General features: G+C 71.3%; 20 protein-coding genes. 13 read left to right on the top strand and 7 right to left on the bottom strand.

Features of this window, described 5'->3' with window-relative positions:
• Window positions 1–49: 49 nt before the first annotated feature.
• A complete protein-coding gene (gene pknB / locus ACTVCO_RS09915; protein ID WP_443728249.1) occupies window positions 50–2,125 on the bottom strand; it encodes a Stk1 family PASTA domain-containing Ser/Thr kinase in 2,076 nt (691 codons plus the stop codon).
• Between the two features lie 98 nt (window positions 2,126–2,223).
• Here pknB and ACTVCO_RS09910 point away from each other — a divergent pair, with 98 nt between their 5' ends.
• Window positions 2,224–2,622: an Rv2175c family DNA-binding protein gene (locus ACTVCO_RS09910; RefSeq protein WP_443728248.1), complete on the top strand. Its 399-nt coding sequence runs from the start codon at window positions 2,224–2,226 to the stop codon at window positions 2,620–2,622.
• A 45-nt stretch (window positions 2,623–2,667) separates the two neighbouring features.
• Here ACTVCO_RS09910 and ACTVCO_RS09905 read toward each other — a convergent pair whose 3' ends face one another.
• Window positions 2,668–3,768: a polyprenyl synthetase family protein gene (locus tag ACTVCO_RS09905; RefSeq protein WP_443728247.1), complete on the bottom strand. Its 1,101-nt coding sequence runs from the start codon at window positions 3,766–3,768 to the stop codon at window positions 2,668–2,670.
• A gap of 106 nt (window positions 3,769–3,874) precedes the next feature.
• Here ACTVCO_RS09905 and ACTVCO_RS09900 point away from each other — a divergent pair, with 106 nt between their 5' ends.
• The 3 genes from ACTVCO_RS09900 to ACTVCO_RS09890 all read left to right on the top strand — a co-directional run bounded on the left by ACTVCO_RS09900 (window position 3,875) and on the right by ACTVCO_RS09890 (window position 7,405).
• On the top strand, window positions 3,875–5,014 hold the full coding sequence (locus ACTVCO_RS09900) for a DUF4192 domain-containing protein (RefSeq protein ID WP_443728246.1): 1,140 nt from the start codon (window positions 3,875–3,877) through the stop codon (window positions 5,012–5,014).
• Between the two features lie 126 nt (window positions 5,015–5,140).
• Window positions 5,141–5,560: a universal stress protein gene (locus tag ACTVCO_RS09895; RefSeq protein WP_443728245.1), complete on the top strand. Its 420-nt coding sequence runs from the start codon at window positions 5,141–5,143 to the stop codon at window positions 5,558–5,560.
• Between the two features lie 204 nt (window positions 5,561–5,764).
• The gene (locus ACTVCO_RS09890; protein WP_443728244.1) at window positions 5,765–7,405 is read left to right on the top strand and encodes an RNA polymerase sigma factor; all 1,641 of its coding nucleotides are present in this window, start codon (window positions 5,765–5,767) and stop codon (window positions 7,403–7,405) included.
• A gap of 202 nt (window positions 7,406–7,607) precedes the next feature.
• Here ACTVCO_RS09890 and ACTVCO_RS09885 read toward each other — a convergent pair whose 3' ends face one another.
• The gene (locus ACTVCO_RS09885) at window positions 7,608–7,814 is read right to left on the bottom strand and encodes a DUF7455 domain-containing protein (RefSeq protein WP_443728243.1); all 207 of its coding nucleotides are present in this window, start codon (window positions 7,812–7,814) and stop codon (window positions 7,608–7,610) included.
• A 228-nt stretch (window positions 7,815–8,042) separates the two neighbouring features.
• On the opposite strand from ACTVCO_RS09885, the gene ACTVCO_RS09880 reads away from it, so the two are divergent.
• From ACTVCO_RS09880 to ACTVCO_RS09845, 8 genes are all read left to right on the top strand, one after another.
• Entirely contained in the window at window positions 8,043–10,169 is a 2,127-nt protein-coding gene (locus ACTVCO_RS09880; RefSeq protein ID WP_443728242.1) for a DNA gyrase/topoisomerase IV subunit B, read from the top strand.
• A 75-nt stretch (window positions 10,170–10,244) separates the two neighbouring features.
• On the top strand, window positions 10,245–11,228 hold the full coding sequence (locus ACTVCO_RS09875) for a GNAT family N-acetyltransferase (protein ID WP_443728241.1): 984 nt from the start codon (window positions 10,245–10,247) through the stop codon (window positions 11,226–11,228).
• Window positions 11,229–11,287: 59 nt separating this feature from the next.
• A complete protein-coding gene (locus ACTVCO_RS09870) occupies window positions 11,288–12,049 on the top strand; it encodes a lysoplasmalogenase family protein (protein ID WP_443728240.1) in 762 nt (253 codons plus the stop codon).
• Between the two features lie 100 nt (window positions 12,050–12,149).
• Window positions 12,150–13,262 carry a hypothetical protein gene (locus ACTVCO_RS09865; protein ID WP_443728239.1) on the top strand — a complete coding sequence of 371 codons (1,113 nt, stop codon included), beginning with the start codon at window positions 12,150–12,152 and terminating at the stop codon, window positions 13,260–13,262.
• Window positions 13,262–13,996: a hypothetical protein gene (locus tag ACTVCO_RS09860; RefSeq protein ID WP_443728238.1), complete on the top strand. Its 735-nt coding sequence runs from the start codon at window positions 13,262–13,264 to the stop codon at window positions 13,994–13,996. Before ACTVCO_RS09865 ends, ACTVCO_RS09860 begins: the two co-directional genes overlap by 1 nt.
• Window positions 13,993–15,078, top strand: coding sequence for an energy-coupling factor transporter transmembrane component T (locus ACTVCO_RS09855; RefSeq protein WP_443728237.1), 1,086 nt, complete (start codon window positions 13,993–13,995; stop codon window positions 15,076–15,078). The genes ACTVCO_RS09860 and ACTVCO_RS09855 overlap by 4 nt, the downstream gene beginning before the upstream one ends.
• Window positions 15,075–16,676, top strand: a complete 1,602-nt coding sequence (locus tag ACTVCO_RS09850) for an ATP-binding cassette domain-containing protein (protein WP_443728236.1) — start codon at window positions 15,075–15,077, stop codon at window positions 16,674–16,676. The genes ACTVCO_RS09855 and ACTVCO_RS09850 overlap by 4 nt, the downstream gene beginning before the upstream one ends.
• A complete protein-coding gene (locus tag ACTVCO_RS09845; RefSeq protein ID WP_443728235.1) occupies window positions 16,673–17,488 on the top strand; it encodes an ECF transporter S component in 816 nt (271 codons plus the stop codon). Before ACTVCO_RS09850 ends, ACTVCO_RS09845 begins: the two co-directional genes overlap by 4 nt.
• A gap of 40 nt (window positions 17,489–17,528) precedes the next feature.
• Here ACTVCO_RS09845 and ACTVCO_RS09840 read toward each other — a convergent pair whose 3' ends face one another.
• Both ACTVCO_RS09840 and ACTVCO_RS09835 read right to left on the bottom strand, forming a co-directional pair.
• Entirely contained in the window at window positions 17,529–18,938 is a 1,410-nt protein-coding gene (locus ACTVCO_RS09840; protein WP_443728234.1) for a dihydrolipoyl dehydrogenase family protein, read from the bottom strand.
• Window positions 18,939–19,084: 146 nt separating this feature from the next.
• The gene (locus tag ACTVCO_RS09835) at window positions 19,085–19,684 is read right to left on the bottom strand and encodes a TetR/AcrR family transcriptional regulator (RefSeq protein ID WP_443728233.1); all 600 of its coding nucleotides are present in this window, start codon (window positions 19,682–19,684) and stop codon (window positions 19,085–19,087) included.
• Window positions 19,685–19,759: 75 nt separating this feature from the next.
• Between ACTVCO_RS09835 and ACTVCO_RS09830 the strand changes: the two genes are divergently transcribed.
• On the top strand, window positions 19,760–20,533 hold the full coding sequence (locus tag ACTVCO_RS09830) for a DUF2306 domain-containing protein (RefSeq protein WP_443728232.1): 774 nt from the start codon (window positions 19,760–19,762) through the stop codon (window positions 20,531–20,533).
• Window positions 20,534–20,583: 50 nt separating this feature from the next.
• On the opposite strand, the gene ACTVCO_RS09825 is transcribed toward ACTVCO_RS09830, so the two are convergent.
• Entirely contained in the window at window positions 20,584–20,802 is a 219-nt protein-coding gene (locus ACTVCO_RS09825) for a helix-turn-helix transcriptional regulator (protein ID WP_443728315.1), read from the bottom strand.
• A gap of 193 nt (window positions 20,803–20,995) precedes the next feature.
• Window positions 20,996–21,559, bottom strand: coding sequence for a Wadjet anti-phage system protein JetD domain-containing protein (locus tag ACTVCO_RS09820; RefSeq protein WP_443728314.1), 564 nt, complete (start codon window positions 21,557–21,559; stop codon window positions 20,996–20,998).
• Between the last annotated feature and the right edge of the window lie 150 nt (window positions 21,560–21,709).

Below are 21,709 nucleotides of genomic sequence, written 5' to 3'. Positions count from 1 at the left end.
CGCAACACTCAGGGCCCCGACCGTTGGTCGGGGCCCTGAGTGTTGCGCGCTAGACGATGGTGATCGAGATCGTCGATCCCTTGGGGATCTTCTCGCCCGCCTTCTCGCTCTGGAACCGGACCCTGTCGAAGAGCCCGCCCCACTGCTGCTTGATGTCGGGGACGAAGCCAGCTGCGCGCAGCGCGGCCTCGGCGTCGGTCGCGGTCAGACCGACGACGTTCGGGACCTCGACGAGTGGCGGGCCCTTGGAGACGACGATGGTCACGGTGTCCGTGCGGTGGGCCGCGCTCGAGGCTTCGGGGCTCTGAGAGATGACCGCGCCCTTGGGGACGGTCTCGGAGAACTCCTTCTTCACCTCGACCTCGAGCCCGACGCTCTTGAGCGTCGCGGACGCGTTCTTGCTCGTCGACTCGACCACCTGCGGGACGGTGACCGGGGCGGGGCCGTCGGAGACCGTGAGGGTGACGACGGTCGAGTGAGCGACCGAGGCGCCCTCGGTCTGGTCGACCGACATGACGACTCCGCGCGGGGTTGAGTCGTCGTGCACGAGCACGTCGGGCGCGGCCTCGAGCTGCGCCTCAGCGAGGAGCGCGTGCGCCTTGTCGGCCGTCGCGCCCACGAGAGAGTCGGGGACCGTGCGCATGAGGATGCCGAGCGAGACCACGAGCCGGACGGTGCCCTCCCGGTGGATCTCGGCGCCCTCCTTGGGGTCGACGGAGATGACCGACCCGGCGGGAACGTCGTCGGCGTGCGCGGTCTGTGACGTGTCGGCGTGCAGGCCGAGCGTCGTGAGCGCGGCCGCGGCCGCGTCGGCCTCCGCACCCAGCAGACCCGTGGGAACGGTTGTGTACGCCCCCGGACCCCACGATGCCCACCACAGGGTCGCGCCGCCCGCGAGGGCTGCGACGAGCACGGTGACGAGAGTGGCGATGAGCAGGCTGCGCCGGCGACGTGCGCGCCGAGCGGGCCCGGCGGTGTCGACGGGAGCGACGGCGCCCGTCCCGATGGGCAGGGCGATCGTCGTTCCCGACCCGCCGACGCTGATCGCCTCGGTGCGGAGGTCGTCGTCGTCCTCGTCGTCGGGGCTGGCAGCTGACCCCGGTGTCGCGGGTGAGCCCGGGCTCGCGGGCGATGCCGCGCTCACGAACGTGTGGTCGGAGCCCGGCGGGGGAGGGACGGGCGGAAGCGCCGGTACCACCTCGTCAGAGCTCTCGTCAGTCGTGGGCTCCGCGACGACGGGACGCTCGTGGCGCAGCGCGAGGTCCTCGGGAGTGAGCCCAGCACGCGTGCGGCGCAGCAGTTCGAGCGCCGCGGAGGCGTCCGACGGTCGGTTCTGCGCGTCGCGCGCAGCAAACGCCGCGACGAGCTCGTCGATCTCGGTCGGGATGCCCGTGGCAACGTCGGAGACGTCGGGGACGTCAACGTTGACGTGCTGGTAGGCGACCTGGATGGGGGTGGCGCCCGAGTGCGGCTGCGCGCCCGTGATCATCTCGTGGAGGAGGATCCCCACCGCGTAGACGTCGGTGCGAGCGTCGCACGCCCCCGTGAGGATGATCTCGGGAGCGAGGTACGCGACGGTTCCGAAGACGGTCCCGGTCGCGGTCGACGTCACCTCGGTGACAGCGCGCGCCAGACCGAAGTCGGCGACCTTGACGCGGCCCTCCTCGGAGATCAAGACATTCTCGGGCTTGATGTCGCGGTGGACCAGCCCCGTGCGGTGCGCGGCCGTGAGCGCATCGAGAACCGCCTCGGCGATCTCGAGCGCATCTCCGACCGAGAGGGTGGCCTGGTCGCGCAGACGCCGACGCAAGGTCGTCCCGTCGACGAGCTCCATCGTGAGATAGCTCGTGTCGCCATCGACTCCCTGGTCGAAGACCGCGACGAGACCCGGGTGCGCGAGCCGTGCGGCTGCGCGCGCCTCGCGGCGGAACCGCGACACGAAGTCCGCGCCCTCGGCTCCGTCAGCCAGATGTGCGTGCATGATCTTGAGCGCGACCTCACGGTCGAGGCGGCGATCGACGGCGCGGTAGACCGTCGCCATACCGCCCCGAGCGATCCGTGACACGACAAGGTAGCGGCCGTCGATGAGGCGGCCGGCAAGAGGGTCGGTCAGGGTGGCTCCCACGGTGGCGAGTCTACGGTGGCCCAGCTCTCCCGGCCGGTGGGCGCGCCCGATCAGCACCGGGGGATCGTCAGGGCTTCACACACGACTACCGTGGGGGCATGACTGACACCACCTACACGGGGGAGTGGCTCACGCTCCCGGCCGTCGCCGAGCTCCTGGAGACGGACATCTCCAGGGTGCGGGGCATGCTGCACGACCGCGTGATCGTCGCCGTGCGACGCGGCGAGAACCCCGTCATGCGGGTCCCCGCCGACTTCTTCATCGAGCGTCACCTGCAGAACCCTGCCGATCGGCGTCCGCCGGTCGAAGGCGACCTGCCCGTCCCGCTGCCGTCGCTCCAGGGGACGATCGCACTTCTCGGCGACCTGCGCTTCTCTGACGATGACATCGTCGACTGGCTGCTCACGGTCGACGACGAGATCGGCACGACCCCGCTCGACGCGCTGCGTGCGGGTCGCAAGTCCGAGGTCCGCCGCGTCGCGCAGTCGCTCTTGTGAGGCGGAGGCCCGCGAGTCTCGGATGAGACTCGCGGGCCCGCTGCGTCAGGCGCTGCGTTCGATCGCGGCGTAGCCGAGCGCGCGCAGCATCGTCGCGCCCTCGCCCGAGAGGCCGAGGGCGTCGAGGGCTGCGAAGGCCTCGTCCGCGAGCGAGTCGACGAGCCTCTCGACCCCGTCGAGAGCGCCTGTCCGGACGAAGATCGCGCGCAGGTCCTCGATCTCGTCGTCCGAGAGCTCAGGGGAGCCGACGAGGCCACGCAGCGCGGCTGCCTCCGCCGACGTCGCCCCTGCGAAGGCGCGCGCGAGCAGGACGGTGCGCTTGCCCTCGCGCAGGTCGTCGCCCGCGGGCTTGCCCGTCGTCGCTGGGTCGCCAAAGACGCCGAGGATGTCATCGCGGAGCTGGAACGCCTCGCCCAGGGGCAGGCCGAAGCGGCGCACCCCCGCGAGCGTCTCGTCGTCGACCCCGGCCGCTGCCGCGCCGAGGCTCAACGGGTGCTCCACGGAGTAGCGCGCCGACTTGGCGCGAATGACGGCGCGTGCCCGGCGTTCGTCGTCCTCAGCGTCGTCACTCCACGGACGCACCTGGGAGAGCACGTCGAGGTACTGGCCGAGAGTGACCTCGGTGCGCATCGTGTCGAAGATGTCACGGGTCGGTGCTCCGACGCGTTCGGGCAGATGATCGAGCGCGTCGCCGAGCATCCGCTCGGTCCCGGCCAGGGCGAGATCGCCGAGCAGGACCGCCGCCGAGAGGCCGAACTGGGACGAGCTGCCGGGCCAGCCCCCCGCGCGATGCACGCGTGCGAAGTGGACGTGCGCGGTCGCGTGCCCGCGGCGCGTGTCGGACTGGTCCATGAGGTCGTCGTGGAAGAGCGCCGCGGCCTGGAAGAGCTCGAGCGCGGCGCCGAGCCGGAGCGCACCCTCGGCCTCGCCCTCGTCCGTCGCGAACGCGCGCCACGCCCAGTAGGTGAACGCGGCGCGCAGGCGCTTGCCGCCTCCGAGCAGCCGGCCCATGGCGTCGAAGAGGGGATCGACGTCGTCGCTGTGCGCGCTCACCGCGTCCTGTCGTGCTCCGGTGAGGTAGAGGTCGATGAGGTGATCGACCCGGGAACGTACGTCGTCACGATCGACCAAGGCAGGGGTGCTCATACCGGCACCCTATCGAGGGTGCCCACAGGTGTGGATCGGCGCGTGAGCATCCACAGATGTGAGGACGTCGCGCGCAGGGTGGCGCGCGAGCGTGTGCTGTGGGGCCATGACACACACGATCCGGGCCTCGGAGCCCTGCGAGCTGCTCGCCCTCGTTCCCTACCAGCTCGGCTTCATGCCGCGCGACTCGGTCGTGGTCGTCGGGCTGCAGGGCCCGCGCCGACGCGTCGGCATGATGATCCGCACGGACCTTGCCGACATCGCCCACCCCCGTTCGGGTCCGCAGCTCGCGCGCAATCTCGTCGCGGCCGTCGCCCGCGACGGCTCGTCGAGCGTCGTCATCGTGGTGTACCGCGACGACGATCTTGAGGACGGCAGCGACCTCGACCGCGAGGCCGTCACTGCGCTGGCGCGGCTGCGTGAGGCGACGGTGTCCTCGCTCGAGGTCCGGGCCGTGCTCGCGTCCGGCGCCAGCAGCTACCACGAGGTGCTCCCTCGCGGTGTGCTCGCCCCGGGTCGCCCCCTGCGAGACCTCGAGTCGACAGCGGTCGGCGCCCGCATGGTGTTCGACGGAGTCGCGGTGCTCGCCGACCGGGACGACCTTGGTCGCATCCCGGTGGTCTCGGCCGCGCACCGTCGTGTTGCCCGACGCGCGGCCCACGACAGCCGCCGACCCACGATCGGCCCCGACAAGGACAGCGGCGGTTGGCGCACACGGTCGCTCGATGCCTGGCACAGGGGGGTACGGGCAGCGATGCGCGACGCGACGCAACGAGCGCATCGCCTCAACCGGCCGAGCCTGTGGGGTCAGATCGGCGAAGCGCTCGAAGACAAGACGGTGCGCGACGCCGTGCTCGTCACCCTCGTGCCGGGCACGGGGACGGTGGCAGCGAGGTTCTGCGCGAGCGACGGTCGCGAGAGCAACGACGAGGTCGGCCTCGCCGTGCGAGCGATCGCGGACCCCGAGGTCGCGCTCGCGCCCGACCCCGCGCTGCTCGAACCGGCCCGTGGCGTGCTGCGTCACGTCGTCGCGCATCGCGAGGGTGGCTCGGCGCCTGCGCTCACGCTGCTCGGACTCACGGCCTGGTGGACCGGGCACGGCGCCGAGGCCGCGGTCTGGATCGACCGAGCCCTCGAAGCCGATCCCCACCACTCCCTGGCGCGGCTCGTGCGTGAGGCGCTCGACGCCGGGCTGCCGCCCGGCTGGGTGCGCCGCGCGCGCACCGAGGGCGAGCACGAGCGCTAGGACGCGTGCGTGCGGAGGGGGTGACGTGCGAGTGGAGGACCCAGGGCGCAGGAGAGAGGTCCCGGGGTCGGATAGTGTCGGCTATGAACGGCGTGACCCAGGGCGCCCGTCTCAGGAGGAACAACGATGTCCGTCGTCGTCGGCTATCAGTCCACCCCCGAAGGGGCCGCTGCACTCGCTTCTGCTCGAGAGGCGGCCGGCGGGCGTGGCTCGCGGCTCGTCATCGTCGTCAGCGAACGTGCTGATCGCACCGACGCTGAGCACGCCAGGGCGCGGGACGAAGACCTTGCACGCGTCACCACCGAGCTCGCGACCAGTGGCGTCGACCACGAGGTGCGGGTGATCGAAGGTGCCGGTGATGTCGCCGACGACCTCGTCCGCATCGCCGAAGAGACCTCGGCCACGCTCGTCGTCATCGGGCTACGCCGGCGCAGTCCCACGGGGAAGCTTGTCCTGGGCGCCAACGCCCAGCGTGTGCTGCTCGACGCGCCGTGCCCGGTCCTCGCAGTCAAGCCCGCGCAGAACGGGGCGGCCAGCTCACGCTGAACGGGAACAATTCGCGGGTCCTCGCGCGTTGGAGCGTGTGGACGTCGTCTTTGCCGGCCGCCTGCTCGCCGAGCGGACGGCGGCCCTCAGGGCCGTCCGCACGCTCGTTCCGAGTACAATAGGGGGACCGTGCTCACGGCGCACCGCGAAGTTCATCCCGCGTTCGACGTCAAGCACTCCTCGAGTTCTGCCGAAAGGTCATCTGTGGCGCCCAACATTCCGAACCACGCCCTGCCGCGAGAGTTCGAGCACCCCGTGCTCCAGGACCTCGTCCGGCGTGGGACGACCGACGGCCGGATCGACGCCGAGAGCCTGCGGACCGCGTGCGAGAGCGCTGCGGTTGCTGACGCCAAGCGACTCAAGGCCGTCTACCGGGCGATCGCGATGCTCGGCATCGAGGTGACGCTGCCTGTGACCGGCAAGGTCGCGGCTGCGGCGACCAAGCGTGCCACGGCCACGACCGCGAAGGCAGACGCCGACGCTCCCGCCGCGAAGCCCGCGGCCAAGAAGGCGCCTGCGAAGAAGGCGGTCGCGGCGTCCGCTCCTGCAGAGGACGAGGCAGAGGCCGACGTCGCCGCCAAGCCGGCGGCGAAGAAGGCCCCGGCCAAGAAGGCGCCTGCGAAGGCCGCCACGACGAAGGCCGCGCCGGCACGGAAGACGACGGCGGCCGCGAAGAAGGCCGCAGCCGCCAAGGACGCCGACGCGCACGAGGCGACCGCCGACGACAACGACGAGGCCACGCCCGGTGACGACGACCTCGAGGACGTCGAGATCGAGGCTGATGACACGACGGCAGACTCGGCAGAGGACGCAGGCGAGAAGCCCGCGCCTGCGGCGAAGCCCGCCGAGGAGGCCGAGGAGTCGTCCTCAGGCTTCGTCTACTCCGACGCGGACGACGACGACGCCCCCGCTCAGCAGGTCATCACGGCCGGTGCGACGGCGGACCCCGTCAAGGACTACCTCAAGCAGATCGGTAAGGTCGCGCTCCTCAACGCCGAGCAGGAGGTCGACCTCGCCAAGCGGATCGAGGCCGGTCTCTTCGCCGAGGAGCGGCTGGCGCACGGTGCGAGCGAACTCGCCCCCAAGATGCGTCGCGAGCTCGAGTGGATCGCATCCGACGGTCGCCGCGCCAAGAACCACCTGCTCGAGGCCAACCTGCGTCTCGTCGTGTCGCTCGCCAAGCGCTACACCGGGCGCGGCATGCTCTTCCTGGACCTCATCCAGGAGGGCAACCTCGGTCTCATCCGTGCGGTCGAGAAGTTCGACTACACCAAGGGCTACAAGTTCTCGACCTACGCGACGTGGTGGATCCGTCAGGCGATCACGCGTGCCATGGCTGACCAGGCCCGCACGATCCGTATCCCCGTCCACATGGTCGAGGTCATCAACAAGCTTGCGCGCGTCCAGCGGCAGATGCTCCAGGACCTGGGCCGCGAGCCCACGCCCGAAGAGCTCGCCAAGGAGCTCGACATGACGCCTGAGAAGGTCGTCGAGGTCCAGAAGTACGGCCGCGAGCCGATCTCCCTGCACACGCCTCTCGGCGAGGACGGCGACTCCGAGTTCGGCGACCTCATCGAGGACTCCGAGGCTGTTGTTCCCGCTGACGCGGTGAGCTTCACGCTTCTGCAGGAGCAGCTGCACCAGGTGCTCGACACGCTCTCCGAACGTGAGGCCGGCGTCGTCTCCATGCGCTTCGGCCTGACGGACGGCCAGCCCAAGACGCTCGACGAGATCGGCAAGGTCTACGGCGTGACGCGTGAGCGCATCCGTCAGATCGAGTCGAAGACGATGTCGAAGCTGCGGCACCCGAGCCGCTCACAGGTGCTGCGCGACTACCTCGACTGAGCCCGTCACAGGGCCTGGCCCCGAGTCTCGACCCCGACGACCCTCGCACTCCGGTGCGGGGGTCGTCCGTCATGACGGCACGCGCAGTCGGGAGCGGGCAGTGCGAGGGACGGTGCGAGGGGACGGTCGGCCGCGAAGACAGCAGGACCCCGCACCCATGGTGGTGCGGGGTCCTGCGTCTGATGGTGCGGTGAGCGATCGCTCAGCGTGCGCCGTGCTCTTCGTGGAGGCGGGCGGTCTCGTCCTGGATCTCCACCGCGATCGACGTGTACGCCTCGGCGTGCTCACGCGAGTGGTGGGCGCAGAAGAGGAGCTCACCCACGGGAAGTGCGACGCGGACATACGCCTGGGCGCCGCAGCGGTCGCAGCGGTCGGCTACGGTCAACGGGGTTGCGGTCACGGTGCTCATGTCAGCATCAAACCATCGAACCCGCCACGGCATTCCGTTGCCGCAGGGACGTTCGCCACCGGCGTACGCATCGGCCCCGTTCACAGCCCGGGATCATGACGTCCGCCACATGGTCGTCATGTTCCCAGGCTGCGTCGGCGTCCTGGGTGGGATGAGAGGGATGCGCGGACTCTCGCCGAATGGCTTCGAGCACGTCGGTGAGCCTCGGTGGACCTAGAGTGTGTAACCGTGCCGACCGCAACGACCGAGTCCTATTCCGCCCGCCACCTCTCAGTCCTCGAGGGGCTCGAGGCGGTACGCAAGCGTCCGGGCATGTATATCGGGACCACCGACTCTCGGGGCCTCATGCACTGCCTGTGGGAGATCATCGACAACGCTGTCGACGAAGCCCTCGGAGGGCACTGCACGAACATCACCGTGACGCTGCACGCGGACAGCTCGGTCACGGTCGCCGACGACGGCCGTGGCATCCCCGTCGACGTCGAGCCCAAGACCGGGCTCTCGGGCGTCGAGGTGGTCTTCACGAAGCTCCACGCGGGCGGCAAGTTCGGCGGCGGGTCCTATGCCGCCTCAGGCGGCCTCCACGGCGTCGGCGCGAGCGTCGTCAACGCGCTCTCCGCGCGACTCGACGTCGAGGTCGACCGGGGTGGCAAGACGTGGGCGATGTCGTTCCACCGCGGTGAACCCGGCGTGTTCGACGACCCGCGCACGGGTCCGAGCCCTGACGCCGCGTTCACGCCGTTCGTCGAGAAGTCCTCGCTCATGGCGTCGGGCAAGGTCGCGCGCGGCCGCACCGGAACTCGCGTGCGCTACTGGGCTGACAAGCAGATCTTCCTCGCGACCGCAGCGTTCCAGTACGACGAGCTGGTCGCGCGCATCCGGCAGACGACGTTCCTCGTGCCCGGCCTCAGGATCACGCTGCGCGACGAGCGCGGCCTGCCCGGAACCCCCGGCGAGAGCGGCCTGTGGGAGGAGGAGTTCCACCACACGGGCGGCACGGTCGACTTCGTCGAGTTCTTGGCGCCGGACGCCCCTGTGACGGGCGCGTGGCGGCTGTCGGGCTCCGGCAAGTTCACCGAGACCGTCCCGGTCCTCGACGACCGCGGGCACATGACGCCGCGCGAGGTCGAGCGCGAGTGCGAGGTCGACATCGCGTTGCGGTGGGGGACGGGCTACGACACGACCGTGCGGTCGTTCGTCAACATCATCGCGACGCCCAAGGGTGGCACCCACCTCGCGGGCTTCGAGGCCGGGCTGCTCAAGCTCGTGCGCAAGCAGGTCGAGGCCAACGCCCGGCGCCTGAAGATCAGCGCGAAGGACTCCGCCGAGCGCATCGAGAAGGACGACATCCTTGCGGGGCTCACCGCGGTCGTCACGGTCCGCCTCGCCGAGCCGCAGTTCGAGGGCCAGACGAAGGAGGTCCTCGGCACGGCTCCCGTCCGCGGAATCGTCTCGCGGGTGCTGGAGAAGGAGCTCGGCGGGATCTTCTCCTCGACGAAGCGTGACGACAAGGCCCAGTCCGCGCTCCTGCTCGACAAGGTCGTCGCGGAGATGCGCGCGCGCATCTCCGCGCGCAAGCAGAAGGAGATCTCGCGCCGCAAGAATGCGCTGGAGACCTCCTCGCTCCCCGCGAAGCTTGCCGACTGCCGCTCAGACGACGTCGGGCGCTCCGAGCTCTTCATCGTCGAGGGGGACTCGGCGCTCGGTACTGCGAAGCTTGCGCGGTCCTCGGACTTCCAGGCGCTGCTGCCCATCCGCGGCAAGATCCTCAACGTTCAGAAGGCCTCGGTCTCCGACATGCTGCGCAACGCAGAGTGTGCGGCGATCATCCAGGTGATCGGCGCCGGCTCGGGCCGCACGTTCGACCTCGAGCAAGCGCGCTACGGCAAGATCGTCCTCATGACGGATGCCGACGTGGACGGCGCGCACATCCGCACCTTGCTGCTCACGCTCTTCTTCCGCTACATGCGGCCCCTCGTCGAGGACGGGCGCGTGTACGCGGCCGTCCCGCCGTTGCACCGCATCGAGGTCATCGGCGCGGGAAGCCGCAAGAACGAGTACATCTACACGTACTCCGAAGCCGAGCTCACGGCAACGCTCAAGAAGCTCGACAAGGCCGGCAAGCGCTACAAGGACGACATCCAGCGGTACAAGGGCCTCGGTGAGATGGACGCCGGTCAGCTCGCGGAGACGACGATGGATCCGCGCCTGCGCACGCTGCGCCGGGTCACGCTCGCCGACGCTGAGGTCGCCGAGCAGGTCTTCGACCTGCTCATGGGATCGGACGTCGCGCCCCGCAAGGAGTTCATCGTCGCGGGTGCCGTGAACCTCGACCGGTCGCGCATCGACGCCTGACGGCTCCGCGAGGCGCACGGGACCGACGGGGAAAAGACCTCGACCGGCGAGGAAAGCGCGACGCATGCTGGGCCCATGGACCTCCACCCCGATCTTCTCTGGCGTCCGCTGGTCGCGGCCGACGCGCCCGCGTTGCTGCGACTGTTCAACGACGTCGAGGAGGCGGACGCGCAGCCCTTCCGCATGTCGCTCGACGAGACCGTCGAGGACCTCGGCGAGCCTTGGCGCAACCTTGCCCTCGAGAGCATCGTCGGACTCGACGCAGACGGCACGCCGCGCGCCTGGATGATGCTCACCGCGCCGCCCGACGACGAGACGGAACGCCGCGTGTACCTCGACGGCGGAGTCGACCAGCGCTGGCGCGGACGCGGCATCGGCCGCACCGTCGCACGCTGGGGCATCGACCATGCGCACGCGCTGCTCGCGTCCCGTGGCAGCGGCGACGGCATCCCGTGGCGCGTCGGCGTCGTCATCGGGAGCGACGACGCTCGCACGGCCCGGCTCTACACGCGGCTCGGCTTCGCAGACCTGCGCCACTATGCGAGCCTGCGACGCGACCTCGACACCGACCTCGCACCCGCCGCACCTCCCGCGGGCATCACCGTCACGACCTGGGCGGACGCAGACGAGGACGACGTGCGCCTCGCGCACAACGCCGCGTTCGCCGACCACTGGGGCTCCCAGCCGATGAGCTTGGAGCGCTGGCTCGCCGGCCGCACGACGTTCGTCCCCGGGTGGAGCCTCGTCGCCCGCGACACGACGCGCGAGGGCAGCCCCGTCGTCGGCTACCTGCGCAGCGACAAGTACCCCGAGGACTGGCCCGCGCAGGGCTTCACGAGCGGCTACGTCCACCTGCTCGGCGTCGTGCGAGAGGGCCGCGGCCGCGGCATCGCCAGTCTTCTGCTCACGCGCGCGCTCGAACGCTTCCGGGCGGACGGCATGGAAGCCGGCACGCTCGGCGTCGACACCGCCAACCCGTCGGGCGCGTACCGGCTCTACGAACGTCTGGGCTTCCGCGTCTTCCACTCCGAGGTTCTGCTCGGCGTGTCGGGACACTGACCTTCCCGGACGGCACCCCGTCCCGTAGCGTGTGGCCACCCGACGTTGTGGAGGACTTCATGGTGGCTCGGCCCGAGGGCGCTGCACCTGCGCCGACCAGCGGCAACCTGACCAGCGGCAACGCGACGACCGTCATCGCTGTCCTTGGCATCGCCGTCACGGGGGTGCACCTCGTCGCGCAGTGGAACGACGCATCGGGGCTCGCCGCGATCACCCAGGTCCTGCTCATGCCGCTCGTCGCCGCGTGGCTGTGGAGTCGGACGACGCCCGGTCCGCGCTCCCGGCTCACCGTGCTCGTGCTCCTCGCGCTCGGGTTCTCGTGGCTCGGTGACGCGGTCCCGCGGGTGCTCAGCGGGGACGTGGGCTTCCTCGCGATGATCGGCTTCTTCCTCGTCGCCCAGGTCATCTACTCGGCTGCGTTCTGGCCGTCGCGCCGCGCGAGCGCGTGGGGCAGGGCGCCGTGGACGCTCGTCCTCTACGGGGCGGTTCTCGTCGGGGTCGTCGTGCTGTGCGCGAAGGAGGCGGGCGCGCTGCTTCCCGCGGTCGCCGTGTACGCCGCCGTCCTTGCGACGGCCTCTGTTCTCGCGTGGGGGCTCGGGCCAGTTGCTGGCGTGGGCGGCATCATCTTCCTCGCGTCGGACGCGATGATTGCGCTCGGTGCTTTCGCGCCGTCGTTTGACCCTCCGCAGCGCGGATTCCTCGTCATGCTCACCTACGTCGCCGCCCAGGTCCTCCTCGCGCACGCGTGCGCCCGGCGCGAGCGTGCCACGGTGCGGGACGAACCGCGAACAGCACCGGCCCTCGCGGGTGAGCCTGGCTAGACTCGCCCCCGACGCAGGATGATGGCCCCAGAGGGGGACTGCGTCGCAGCGCCTCGTGCATGTGCGGGGTGCGTACGCGACCCCTCGTCGAAAGGCCACCATGCGCTCCTTCCGCGCCCGCACCTCGCGCTCCGCCGCGCTCGTGTGCGCCACAGCTCTCCTCCTTCCGCTCGCCGCGTGCGCGGACGACGCCCCCGCACCGGGCGCTCCGCCGTCGACCAGCTCGACGACGACACCGGCCCCGACCGCTGTCGCCGACCCCGCGGCGCCCGAGGCCGGGACGACCGCGGCGGGTGCGCTTGCCTGGCTGTCGTCGCTCGAGCGCCCGGCCGGCCTCTTCACGACCGTCTTCGACGGCACCGCGTACCCCGATCAGGGACTCACCCTCGACGTCCTCGCAGCTGCGCTCGCGTCGAGCGACACCGCTCTTGCAGCGGACCTCTCGGGGACGTTCACGCGTGACGTGCTCGATGCCTACGCGGGGGACGGCGCGAGCGCCGGCTGGGCGGGGTCGACCGCCAAGGCCGCCGTCGTGCTCGGAGCGGCCGGGCACGAGCTCGCCGACGACATGGGCGCTCGTCTCGCGGAGTTCCTCTCGGACGACGGCCGTCTCTCCGACCTCGGAGCCGATGACTACTCCTCGACGGTGAGCCAGGCGTGGGGCGTCCTTGCGCTCGTCCGCCCGGCCGCGCTCGCCTCCGACGGCGGACCTGCGCGAGCGCGCTCGGCCGTCGCTTACCTCGTGGACCAAGCGTGCGAGGACGGCTCGTTCCCTGCCGCGCTCGAGGCGGAGCCGTGCGTGGGTGACGCCGACTCGACGGCTTTCGCGCTCTCAGCCCTCACGGCATTCGGTGCGTCTGCCGCAGCCGAGGGCGATGACGCCGTCGCCGGCCCGGCGGTGACCGAGGCCGCGAAGACGTGGCTGCTCGAGGCCGCGCTCGAGACCGACGGTGGGCAGGCGTGGCGCTCGGCCGACGCGCCCGAGGCGAACGTCAACTCGACCGGCGTCGTCATCGGTGCCCTCACCGATGCGGGCGTCGCGCCCGAGACGCTTGCTGCGGCCCGTACGTGGCTCGCCGCGCAGACCGTCACCGTCGCGGGTGCGACCGCGCTCACGTTCGACGGGACCACGCCCGACGCGCGCGCGTCGGCACAGGCGATCCCGGCACTCGTCGGCGCGGGCTTCGTCGACCTCGTGGAGGGAACTGACTGATGGGGCGTCTCGCCGGGGTCGCGGCGGCTCTCGTGCTGGGCGCGCTCAGCGTTGCGGGTGGGGCGCCCGCCGGTGCGGCGCCCACCGTCGGGCATGTGGTCGCTGCGCCCGCCGCAGCCCCGCGCGGTGTCGCGCTGGCGACGTCCGACGCATGCCCCGGCGTGGCGATCGTCGTCGACCTCGGTGACCTGCCCGTCACGGACCCGCAGCGAGGGAGCTTCGTGCACTGCGAACCGACGACGGGCCCCGCGCTCGACGTCCTGCGCGTCGCGAACGTCGAGCTCGAGGGAACCGTCCAGATGGGCCTCGCCTTCGTGTGCCGCGTCGAGGGACGCCCCGCGGCGGACGAGAGCATCAGGCTCGCCGACGGCTCGACGCGCACCGAGCCATGCCGCCGGACCCCGCCTGCGACCTCGTACTGGTCACTGTGGCAAGCGGGCGACGACGGTGCGTGGCGGTACGCGACAGCCGGGATCGGCGACATCGACCTTGCGGCGGGCAGTGCCCTTGCGCTCGTCTACTCGGTCGAACGCGCTCAGGGCCGGACGCCCGCGGTGAGTGTCGCCCACGCACGCGCAGGGGACGTCCCGAACGGCTGGACGCTGCGCGAACCTGCCGCGGGCACCGCTCTGCCGGACGGCGGGCCGGAGCCCGTCGTGCTCGTGGGCCTGGGCGTGCTTGCGGCCCTAGCCGTCGGGGTCGTCGTCGTGCGTGTGCGCCGGTCGCGCGGATGACCGCGCCCCGCGTCCATCCTGCGGCGTGGTGGTGCTGGGCCGGCGCCCTCGCCGCTGCGGCGACGAGCACGACGAACGTGCTGCTGCTCGCGCTGCTCGCGGGAGTTGTCGTGCTCACGGTGACGGTGCACGGCCCCGACGGCGCGCGCGGCTTCGGCGTGTACGCGGCTGTTGCCGGACTGATCTTCGCCGTGCGGGTGAGCGCGCACATCCTCCTGGCGACGCCGGGTGCGCACGTGCTCGTCGACCTTCCGGCGCTTGACCTCGGCCCCTTCACGCTTCTCGGGCCGCTCACGCGGGAATCGCTCCTCGCAGGGGTCTCGGGGGGTCTGCAGCTCGCGGTCCTCGTCCTGGCTGTGGGAGCCGCGCACACGATCGCGGACGCGGGTCTGCTGCTGCGGCACGTGCCCGCCGCGCTCGGCCCCGTCGCCATCGCTGCCGTCATCGCGGTTGCGGCATTCCCCGCGCTCGTGCGCTCGGTCCTCGACACGCGTGAGGCGCTGCGGCTGCGGGGCGTGAGCCTCACCGGCCGGCCGGCTCGGGACCGACGGAGCCTCGAACGCGTCGTCGTGCCGGTTCTTGAAGGAGCGATCGAGCGCGCGTTCGCGACAGCCATGGGCATGGAAGCGCGGGGCTTCGGCTCGCGCGCGACCGTCCGACGTGGCGCGCCCGTGCTCATGCTCGGTTCGCTCGCCGCGAGCGCGCTGGCGTTGCTCGCGCTCCTCGACGGGGCCTGGCCTGCGTGGTCCGCGCCCGTCCTCGCGGTGGTGGCGGGCATGCTCACCTGGATCGCGCTCGGCGGCGGCCGGGGGCGGCTCACGACGGTGCACCGACCGCCTCGATGGACGCCCCTGAGCCTCGGAGTCGTCGGGTGCGGGATCGTGGCCGCGGTCGGCGTCGTTCTTGCACCCGCTGCCGTGCGCGGACCCGCGGCCGACGCCTGGCTCGCGCTCTCTGCTGCTGCGCTCGGCGCGGCGCTCGTGGCGGTCCTCCCGGCGCTCGTCCCACCTGCGACGCCGGGCAGGCGGAGGGCGCAGTCCGCGCTCACGCCCGCAGGCGACGTACGCGGAGCGACGTCATGATGCGCCTGCGCGAGGTCACGGCGGCCATCGACGGACGCGTCGTCCTCGACCGGATCGACGCCGACGTGCGCGAGGGCGACGTCGTGCTGCTCGCCGGACCGACCGGCACGGGCAAGACGACGCTGCTGCGGACGATTGCGGGCCTGCTCGACGGCGCCGCCTGGCGGACGTCGGGCACCGTCACCTTGTCCGGACGCGACGTGCTGAGCGTGCCCGCACGCGACCGTGCGCACCTCACCGGGTACGTCACCCAGGACCCCCTGCGCGGGTTCGTCACCGCTCACGTCGAGACCGAGCTCGCGTTCGGGCTCGAGCAGCAGGGGATCGAGGCCGCCTCGATGCGCCGACGCGTCGAGGACACGCTCGACCTGCTCGGCATCGCTGACCTGCGCGCGCGACGCCTCGACACCCTCTCCCTCGGGCAGGCGCAGCGCGTCGCGCTCGGGGCCGCGCTCGTCTCCGAGCCGTCGGTCCTGCTCCTCGACGAGCCGACGTCCGCGCTCGACCCGGGTGCGGCAGACGACGTCGTCGGGGCCGTGCGGCGGCTCGCGCACGACGTCGGGCTCACCGTCATCATCGCCGAGCACCGCCTCGAACGCGTCACGGGCGTGGCCGACGCGATCTGGCACCTGGGCGGGGACGGAACGCTGCGCACGGGAGGGCTCGAGGTGCTCCGGGGGACGCCGCAGGCACCGCCGCTCGTCCACCTCACCGACGTCGCCGGGTGGCGCGAGCTGCCCGCCGACGTCCGTGCGGCGCGCCGTGCCTACCTGGCCGAGCCCGAGCGGCTCGTCGTACGGGAGCAGCGTGCCGCGGCGCCGACGGCCGCGCCCGCTCCCGTCCGCGTGCGTGCGCGCGGGCTCGAGGTACGGCGCGGGACGCACACCGTCGTGCCGCGGCTCGACCTCGAGCTGCATGCGGGCGAGGTGACGGTCCTCATGGGGCGCAACGGCGCCGGCAAGTCGACACTGCTGCGTGCGCTCGCAGGGATGCTGCCGCACCGCGGACGCCTCGACGTCGAGGGTGCGGACCCCGCGCGCCTCGGTGCAGCGGACGCGCGGCGCCGGGTTGCGCTCGTCCCGCAGGAGATCGGGGCGCTGCTGTTCACGGCGAGCGTCGCGCACGAGTGCGCAAGTGGTGACGCCGACGCGGGGGCTGAGCAGGGGACGACGCGCACGCTGCTCGACTCGCTCGTCGACGGGATCGCGGACGCGACGCACCCGCGCGACCTGTCCGAGGGGGAGAAGCTCGCACTCGTCCTGGCGATCCAGCTCGCGGCCGGCGCGCACGTCCTCCTGCTCGACGAGCCGACCCGCGGCCTCGACACGCCCGCCCGTCACGCGCTCGTCGCGGCGCTGCGCGCGCGAGCCGCGGCCGGAGCGACCGTCGTCCTCGCGACGCACGACGGAGAAACTGCGGCTGAGGCCGCCGACCGCGTCATCGTGCTCGCCGACGGCGAGGTCATCAGCGACGGACCCGCGCGCGACGTGCTCACGGGATCCGTTGCGGCCGCACCCCAGATCGCGCGGGTCGTGCGACCCCTCACCGCGCTCACCGTCCATGACCTCGTACGGGGACCCGCGGCGGGGCCCGCGTGAGCACGCTGACCTCACGCATCCTCGTCGTGCTCACGAGCCTGCTCGGTGCGGCCATGCTCGGCTGGCCGCTGCTGGCGTCAGTGACGCCGCGGTCCGAGGGGCAGTCGGCGCCGTGGCTCGTCGTCGTCCTCGTGCCGCTCGTGCTCGCGAGCGCTCTCGCCGCGGTCACCCGGGAGCGGCCCGACCCGCGTGCGCTGGCCCTCGTCGGCGTGCTCGGCGCGCTCATCGCCGCACTGCGTCTGCTCGGGACCGGGCTCGGCGGCTTTGAGCCGATGTTCGTGCTGCTCGTGCTGGCAGCGGCGGTGCTCGGCCCGAGCCTCGGGTTCTCGCTCGGGGCCCTCGCGATGCTCGTCTCCGCGCTGCTCACTGCGGGCGTGGGGCCGTGGTTGCCGTTCCAGGCGTTCGCGGCTGCGTGGGTGGGGGCAGGCGCGGGAGCGGTCGGTCGGCTTGTGCTCCCGGGTGGTGGGCGCGGTCCGGTGCCGGGTGCTGTGCCCGACGAGGGGCGGCGTGCGCGCGTCCCGCGCCGCGCCGTCATCGCGCTGGCCGCATACGGGATCGTCGCCGCCTACCTCTACGGGCTCGTGACGAACCTGTGGTTCTGGCCGTTCGCGCTCGGGGACGGCACGCAGCTCTCCTACGTGCCGGGGGGTGGGCTCGGCGAGAACCTGCCGAGGTTCGTCTGGTACACGCTGGCGACGTCGACGCTCACGGTCGACACCGTGCGGGCAGTCGTCACGGCGGTGGGCGTGCTCGTCCTCGGCTCGACCGTGCTCGGCGTCCTCGGACGGGCGCAGAAGCGTCTTGGCGCGTGAGGTGCGCTACGGCGTGAGGTCCGCTACGGCGTGAGGTGCGCTACGGCGTGAGCGCCGTGAGCACCTCGTTGAGTGCCTCGGTGGTCGACGGGTGGGTGTAGATGCCGTCGCGCAGCTCGCTCGCGGTGACGCCATGGCGCATCGCGAGGGCGACGAAGTTGATGAGCTCCTCGGAGTGCACGTGCAGGAGAGCAGCGCCGAGGACGAGGTCGGTTGCGCTGTCGACGATGATCTTGACGAGCCCGCGCGGGTCGCCCTCGATCTTGGCGCGGGGGGCTGCGGCGATCTGCGCGACCTTCCGGAAGGCGACGCGGACGTCGTAGCCATGGTCCCGTGCATCCGCCTCGGTGAGGCCGACGCGTGAGAGCGGGGGAGTGAGATACGTCGTGCGCGGCACCGCGACGCGGTCCGTCGTCGAGCGACGCCCCTCGCCGAAGAGGTGGTCGGCGACGATGCGATGGTCGTCGAACGAGATGTACGTGAACTGCGGGCCGCCGTTGATGTCGCCGACGGCGTAGACGCCCGCTGCGCTCGTGCGCAGGTGCTCGTCGACGACGACGTAGCCGCGGTCGTCGACCGCGACGCCTGCGGTTGCGAGCCCCAGGGTGTCTGTCGTGGGCTCGCGGCCGAGCGCGACGAGGACGGCGTCGGCCTCACGCGAGGACTCGTCGTCCCCGTCGTGCCACGTGACCTGTGCGCGCCTCTCGCTGTCGCCCGGGTCGATCTTGGTGACGGTTGCGCGCGGCACGAACGTCACGCCGTTGTCGGCGAGGATCTCGGCGGCTGTCTCGGCGACGTCGTCGTCCTCGTGGCACAGCGGGCGCGGCCCGCGGTCGAGGACGGTGACGTCGGAGCCGAGGTGGGCGAACGTCGACGCGAGCTCGAGGCCGACATCACCGCCGCCGATGACGACGAGTGTGCGCGGGAGCGGTGCGACGTGCTGGATCGTGATCGAGTTGTGGACTCGGGCCCCGACAGCGGCCCCCGGGATGGGCGGGGTGGCGGGACGGGTCCCGGTGTTGATGATGACGGTCGTGGCGACGAGGTGCAGTCGCTCGGGGCCGCCCTCGACGAGCACGGTGCGTGGCCCCGTGAACGTCGCATGGCCTTGGACGAGCATGACCTGGTCGAGATCTGCGAGCAGGCGGTGGTTGGCCTCGCGCATCGCGCCCGTGAGCGTGTCGCGCCGCTCGATCGTCGCGGCGAGGTAGGCGTCGACGTCGTCACCTGCACGGCGCTGCTCTGCGTCGTGCACGAGGATCTTTGTCGGGATGCATGCGACGTTGATGCACGCGCCGCCGATCATGTGCGAGGACTCCTCGACGAGCGCGACCCGCAGCCCGCGGCCCGCTGCCACCTTGGCGAGGGTCTTGCCTGCCTTGCCCCAGCCGATGACGAGCATGTCGACCTGCTCAGTGTGCTCGTCTGCGTCGATCGACGTCGTCGTCATGATGCGCTCCTCGCTCGGGTCCTCCTGCGGCTGTCCGCCGGCCGTCCTCCCAGTCAACCCCTGCCAGCCGCCACTCGCGCGGCCGCGTCAGACGCGGCTTGCGGCATCCCTGGTGTTCTGAGGACCTGCTGGGTGCAGGGGTTGCGCTAGGGGGCGGGGGAGCGTGGCTGTGTCAGGTAGGGCGCGACGATGCCGTCGACGATCTGCTCGAGAGGTGCGTCGAGGCCGAGCTTGGTGAAGCCGCCCGTGGCGTGGAGGACGGCGGCGCCGTGGATCGCGGACCAGAGGCTGCGCACGACGACGTGCGGCTCGATCTGGTCGGTGAGGAAGCCTGAGTGCTGGGCCTGCGTGACGGTGTCTGCGAACGCGGTGAACGCGGTCGGGATGGTGATCGTCGGTCGTCCTGGGCGGTTGTGGAACATGACGCGGAAGACGGCGGGGTTCTCGATCGAGAACCGGAGGTAGGCGACGCCGGCGCGGGCGAGTGCAGCGGCCGGGTCGGGTGCGCCCTCGATCGCGGCGCGGAGGTGGTCGTCGAAGATCGCGTAGCCCTCGGCTGCGAGAGCGTCGAGGATCGCGTCACGGTCCTCGAAGTGACGGTAGGGGGCTGCTGTGCTCACACCGACGCGGCGTGCGAGCTCGGAGAGCGAGAAGCCGTCGGGTCCGCGTTCGGCGAGCAGCTCGCGGCCCGCCGCGAGCAGTGCCTCGCGCAGTGAGCCATGGTGATAGCGCTGTTGAGCCTCCATGTTGACGACTCTAACATCCGCCGTTACGGTGCTGTCTCACGCGATGTTAACGGCGTTCACATTCGAGGGGTTCTCATGACTAGTGCCGTCGGCTCACCACCCGTTCCTGCCGCACCCGGACGCGCAGACGCGTCGCGGTCGTGGCGCCCCCGACCCGGGAGGGTCGCGCGCCTGCGGCGCCGTTCAGGCCTCGTCACCGTGGCGCTGCTCTCGCTCGCCGTCGTCGCCTACACGCTGTTCTTCTACAGCCAGGGCACGCTCGCCGAGATCGCTGCGGCCGACGAGGACGGGCAGGCGATCGCCGGCAGCTACGTGGGTGCGCCGCTCGTCGTCCAAGCGTCGTTCTACCTGCACATCGTCACCGGTGCGCTCGCCCTCGTGCTCGGGCCCGCGCAGTTCTCGCGTCGCCTGCGGGTGCGCTCACCCCGGGTGCACCGGGTGCTGGGGCGCGGCTACTTCATCGCCGTCGGGCTCGCGTCGGTGACGTCGCTCGTCATCGCACCGTTCAACTCCGCCGGGCTCGTGGGCACGTTCGGGTTCGGTGCGCTCGGCGTGCTGTGGTTCGTCACCGGGTGGCGGGCGCTCGCCGCGATCAGGCGAGGGGACATCAAGCTCCACCGGTCCTGGATGATCCGCAACTACGCGCTCAGCTTCGCCGCCCCGACGTTGCGACTGTGGCTCGGGCTGCTCATCGTCGGACAGATCCTGCTCGCGAACGGCGAGATCGAGTTCGCGCCGATCTTCGACAACGCCTACGCAGCAGTGCCGTTCCTCTGCTGGATCCCGAACCTCGTGGTCGCGGAGTGGCTCGTGCGGCGACGGGGGCTGCCCGCTTATCGCTTGGTGTGAGGTGCTTCTGTGTTCATCGGGGGCCGGCGGCGTGGGTGGCGTGCCTCAGGTCACGGGTGGGCCTGCAAGCTCCACGAAGAGGCGGAAAGTGAGCGCTCGCTCGCGATTCGAGCGAGATCGGCGCGATAGAGGGCCTCGTGCCGGAGCCATGCGTCCGCGGCTATCCCGGTCGCTCGCCCTAGCTTGACCGCCGTCTCAGGGGAGATGGAGGCGCGACCGTTGACGATCTCGCTGACGTGCTTGCGGCTTACGCCGAGGAGGTCGGCAATCGCTCCCTGGCTGAGCGCTTGCTCGTCGATCCACTCGCGAGGTACTCGCCCGGAGCTACGGCGTAGTTCGTGGTCATCGTTCCTCCTCAGTGGTAGTCGTCGATGTCGATCGCGGTCGCGGCCAGGGAATCTCCACCCGTCACCGATCTTGTTACGCCATACCTACGGCTCTGACCATCTCATAGGTGATACGTCACATCGGGGATCGCTGCGTGGGGCGAGGCGGTGTGATCGCGGCGTTGAGCTGTGTAAGCGCGTACTCCCATGGGATCCGCTCCTGTTCGAGGCGCAGGTCGCCGCCAGCGCGCAAGCGCTCGAGTGTCGTGCTCTCAGCCTCGGTGAGCGTCGGGTAGATGCCTCGCGCAGGTCGTGGCTCGACGACGGCGAGGTCGAGATGCGCCTCGAGCGTCTCGGTGTCCATGAGCACCGACTCGACGCGATCGTGATGGGTACGCAACCGGTGCAGGATCGAGAACCCGTGCGAGTCGAGGTCGCCCCAGTAGACGACCGGTGAGTTCCGTACCCAGCCGATGGGATCGAGCATCTCGACCGCATATCCGGGGCTGTGCACCGCGACGATGCCGGGCATCGCGGGGAGTGAGAGAAGGGTCTCGCGGTTCTCGAGAAGCACGAGGATCCGCGGTTCGACGTCGAGGGCTGCGAGCTGCTGGACGGGTGCCGCAAAATCGGCCATGCCGCCGGGGGCGAGCGTCGCGTCGAGGAACCGCACGCGCAGCATCGGGTCGGAGTCGACGATGCCCAGGTCTGCGCCCCCGGTGACCGCTCACATCTTGCCGGAGACGTCTGACATTGAACCAGGGGCACGCCTCTGGTCACCGCTTCGGCCACCTCAGCGCTATGAGAGCGACCGGGGGCTACCGGCGTATCGCTTGGTGTGAGGTGCACT

Source organism: Sanguibacter sp. A247, from assembly GCF_052324925.1.
In the GTDB taxonomy this organism is placed as follows: domain Bacteria; phylum Actinomycetota; class Actinomycetes; order Actinomycetales; family Cellulomonadaceae; genus Flavimobilis.
Note: the sequence above shows the minus strand (reverse complement) of the source record. Positions and strands in the feature narration are given on the sequence as shown.

Coding starts and splice junctions, on each gene's coding strand:
- ACTVCO_RS09830 (WP_443728232.1), top strand. CDS start 19,760: ATGACTAGTGCCGTCGGCTCACCACCCGTTCCTGCCGCACCCGGACGC.
- ACTVCO_RS09875 (WP_443728241.1), top strand. CDS start 10,245: ATGGACCTCCACCCCGATCTTCTCTGGCGTCCGCTGGTCGCGGCCGAC.
- ACTVCO_RS09895 (WP_443728245.1), top strand. CDS start 5,141: ATGTCCGTCGTCGTCGGCTATCAGTCCACCCCCGAAGGGGCCGCTGCA.
- ACTVCO_RS09855 (WP_443728237.1), top strand. CDS start 13,993: ATGACCGCGCCCCGCGTCCATCCTGCGGCGTGGTGGTGCTGGGCCGGC.
- ACTVCO_RS09835 (WP_443728233.1), bottom strand. CDS start 19,684: ATGGAGGCTCAACAGCGCTATCACCATGGCTCACTGCGCGAGGCACTG.
- ACTVCO_RS09850 (WP_443728236.1), top strand. CDS start 15,075: ATGATGCGCCTGCGCGAGGTCACGGCGGCCATCGACGGACGCGTCGTC.
- ACTVCO_RS09900 (WP_443728246.1), top strand. CDS start 3,875: ATGACACACACGATCCGGGCCTCGGAGCCCTGCGAGCTGCTCGCCCTC.
- ACTVCO_RS09885 (WP_443728243.1), bottom strand. CDS start 7,814: ATGAGCACCGTGACCGCAACCCCGTTGACCGTAGCCGACCGCTGCGAC.
- ACTVCO_RS09905 (WP_443728247.1), bottom strand. CDS start 3,768: ATGAGCACCCCTGCCTTGGTCGATCGTGACGACGTACGTTCCCGGGTC.
- ACTVCO_RS09865 (WP_443728239.1), top strand. CDS start 12,150: ATGCGCTCCTTCCGCGCCCGCACCTCGCGCTCCGCCGCGCTCGTGTGC.
- ACTVCO_RS09840 (WP_443728234.1), bottom strand. CDS start 18,938: ATGACGACGACGTCGATCGACGCAGACGAGCACACTGAGCAGGTCGAC.
- ACTVCO_RS09860 (WP_443728238.1), top strand. CDS start 13,262: ATGGGGCGTCTCGCCGGGGTCGCGGCGGCTCTCGTGCTGGGCGCGCTC.
- ACTVCO_RS09870 (WP_443728240.1), top strand. CDS start 11,288: ATGGTGGCTCGGCCCGAGGGCGCTGCACCTGCGCCGACCAGCGGCAAC.
- ACTVCO_RS09910 (WP_443728248.1), top strand. CDS start 2,224: ATGACTGACACCACCTACACGGGGGAGTGGCTCACGCTCCCGGCCGTC.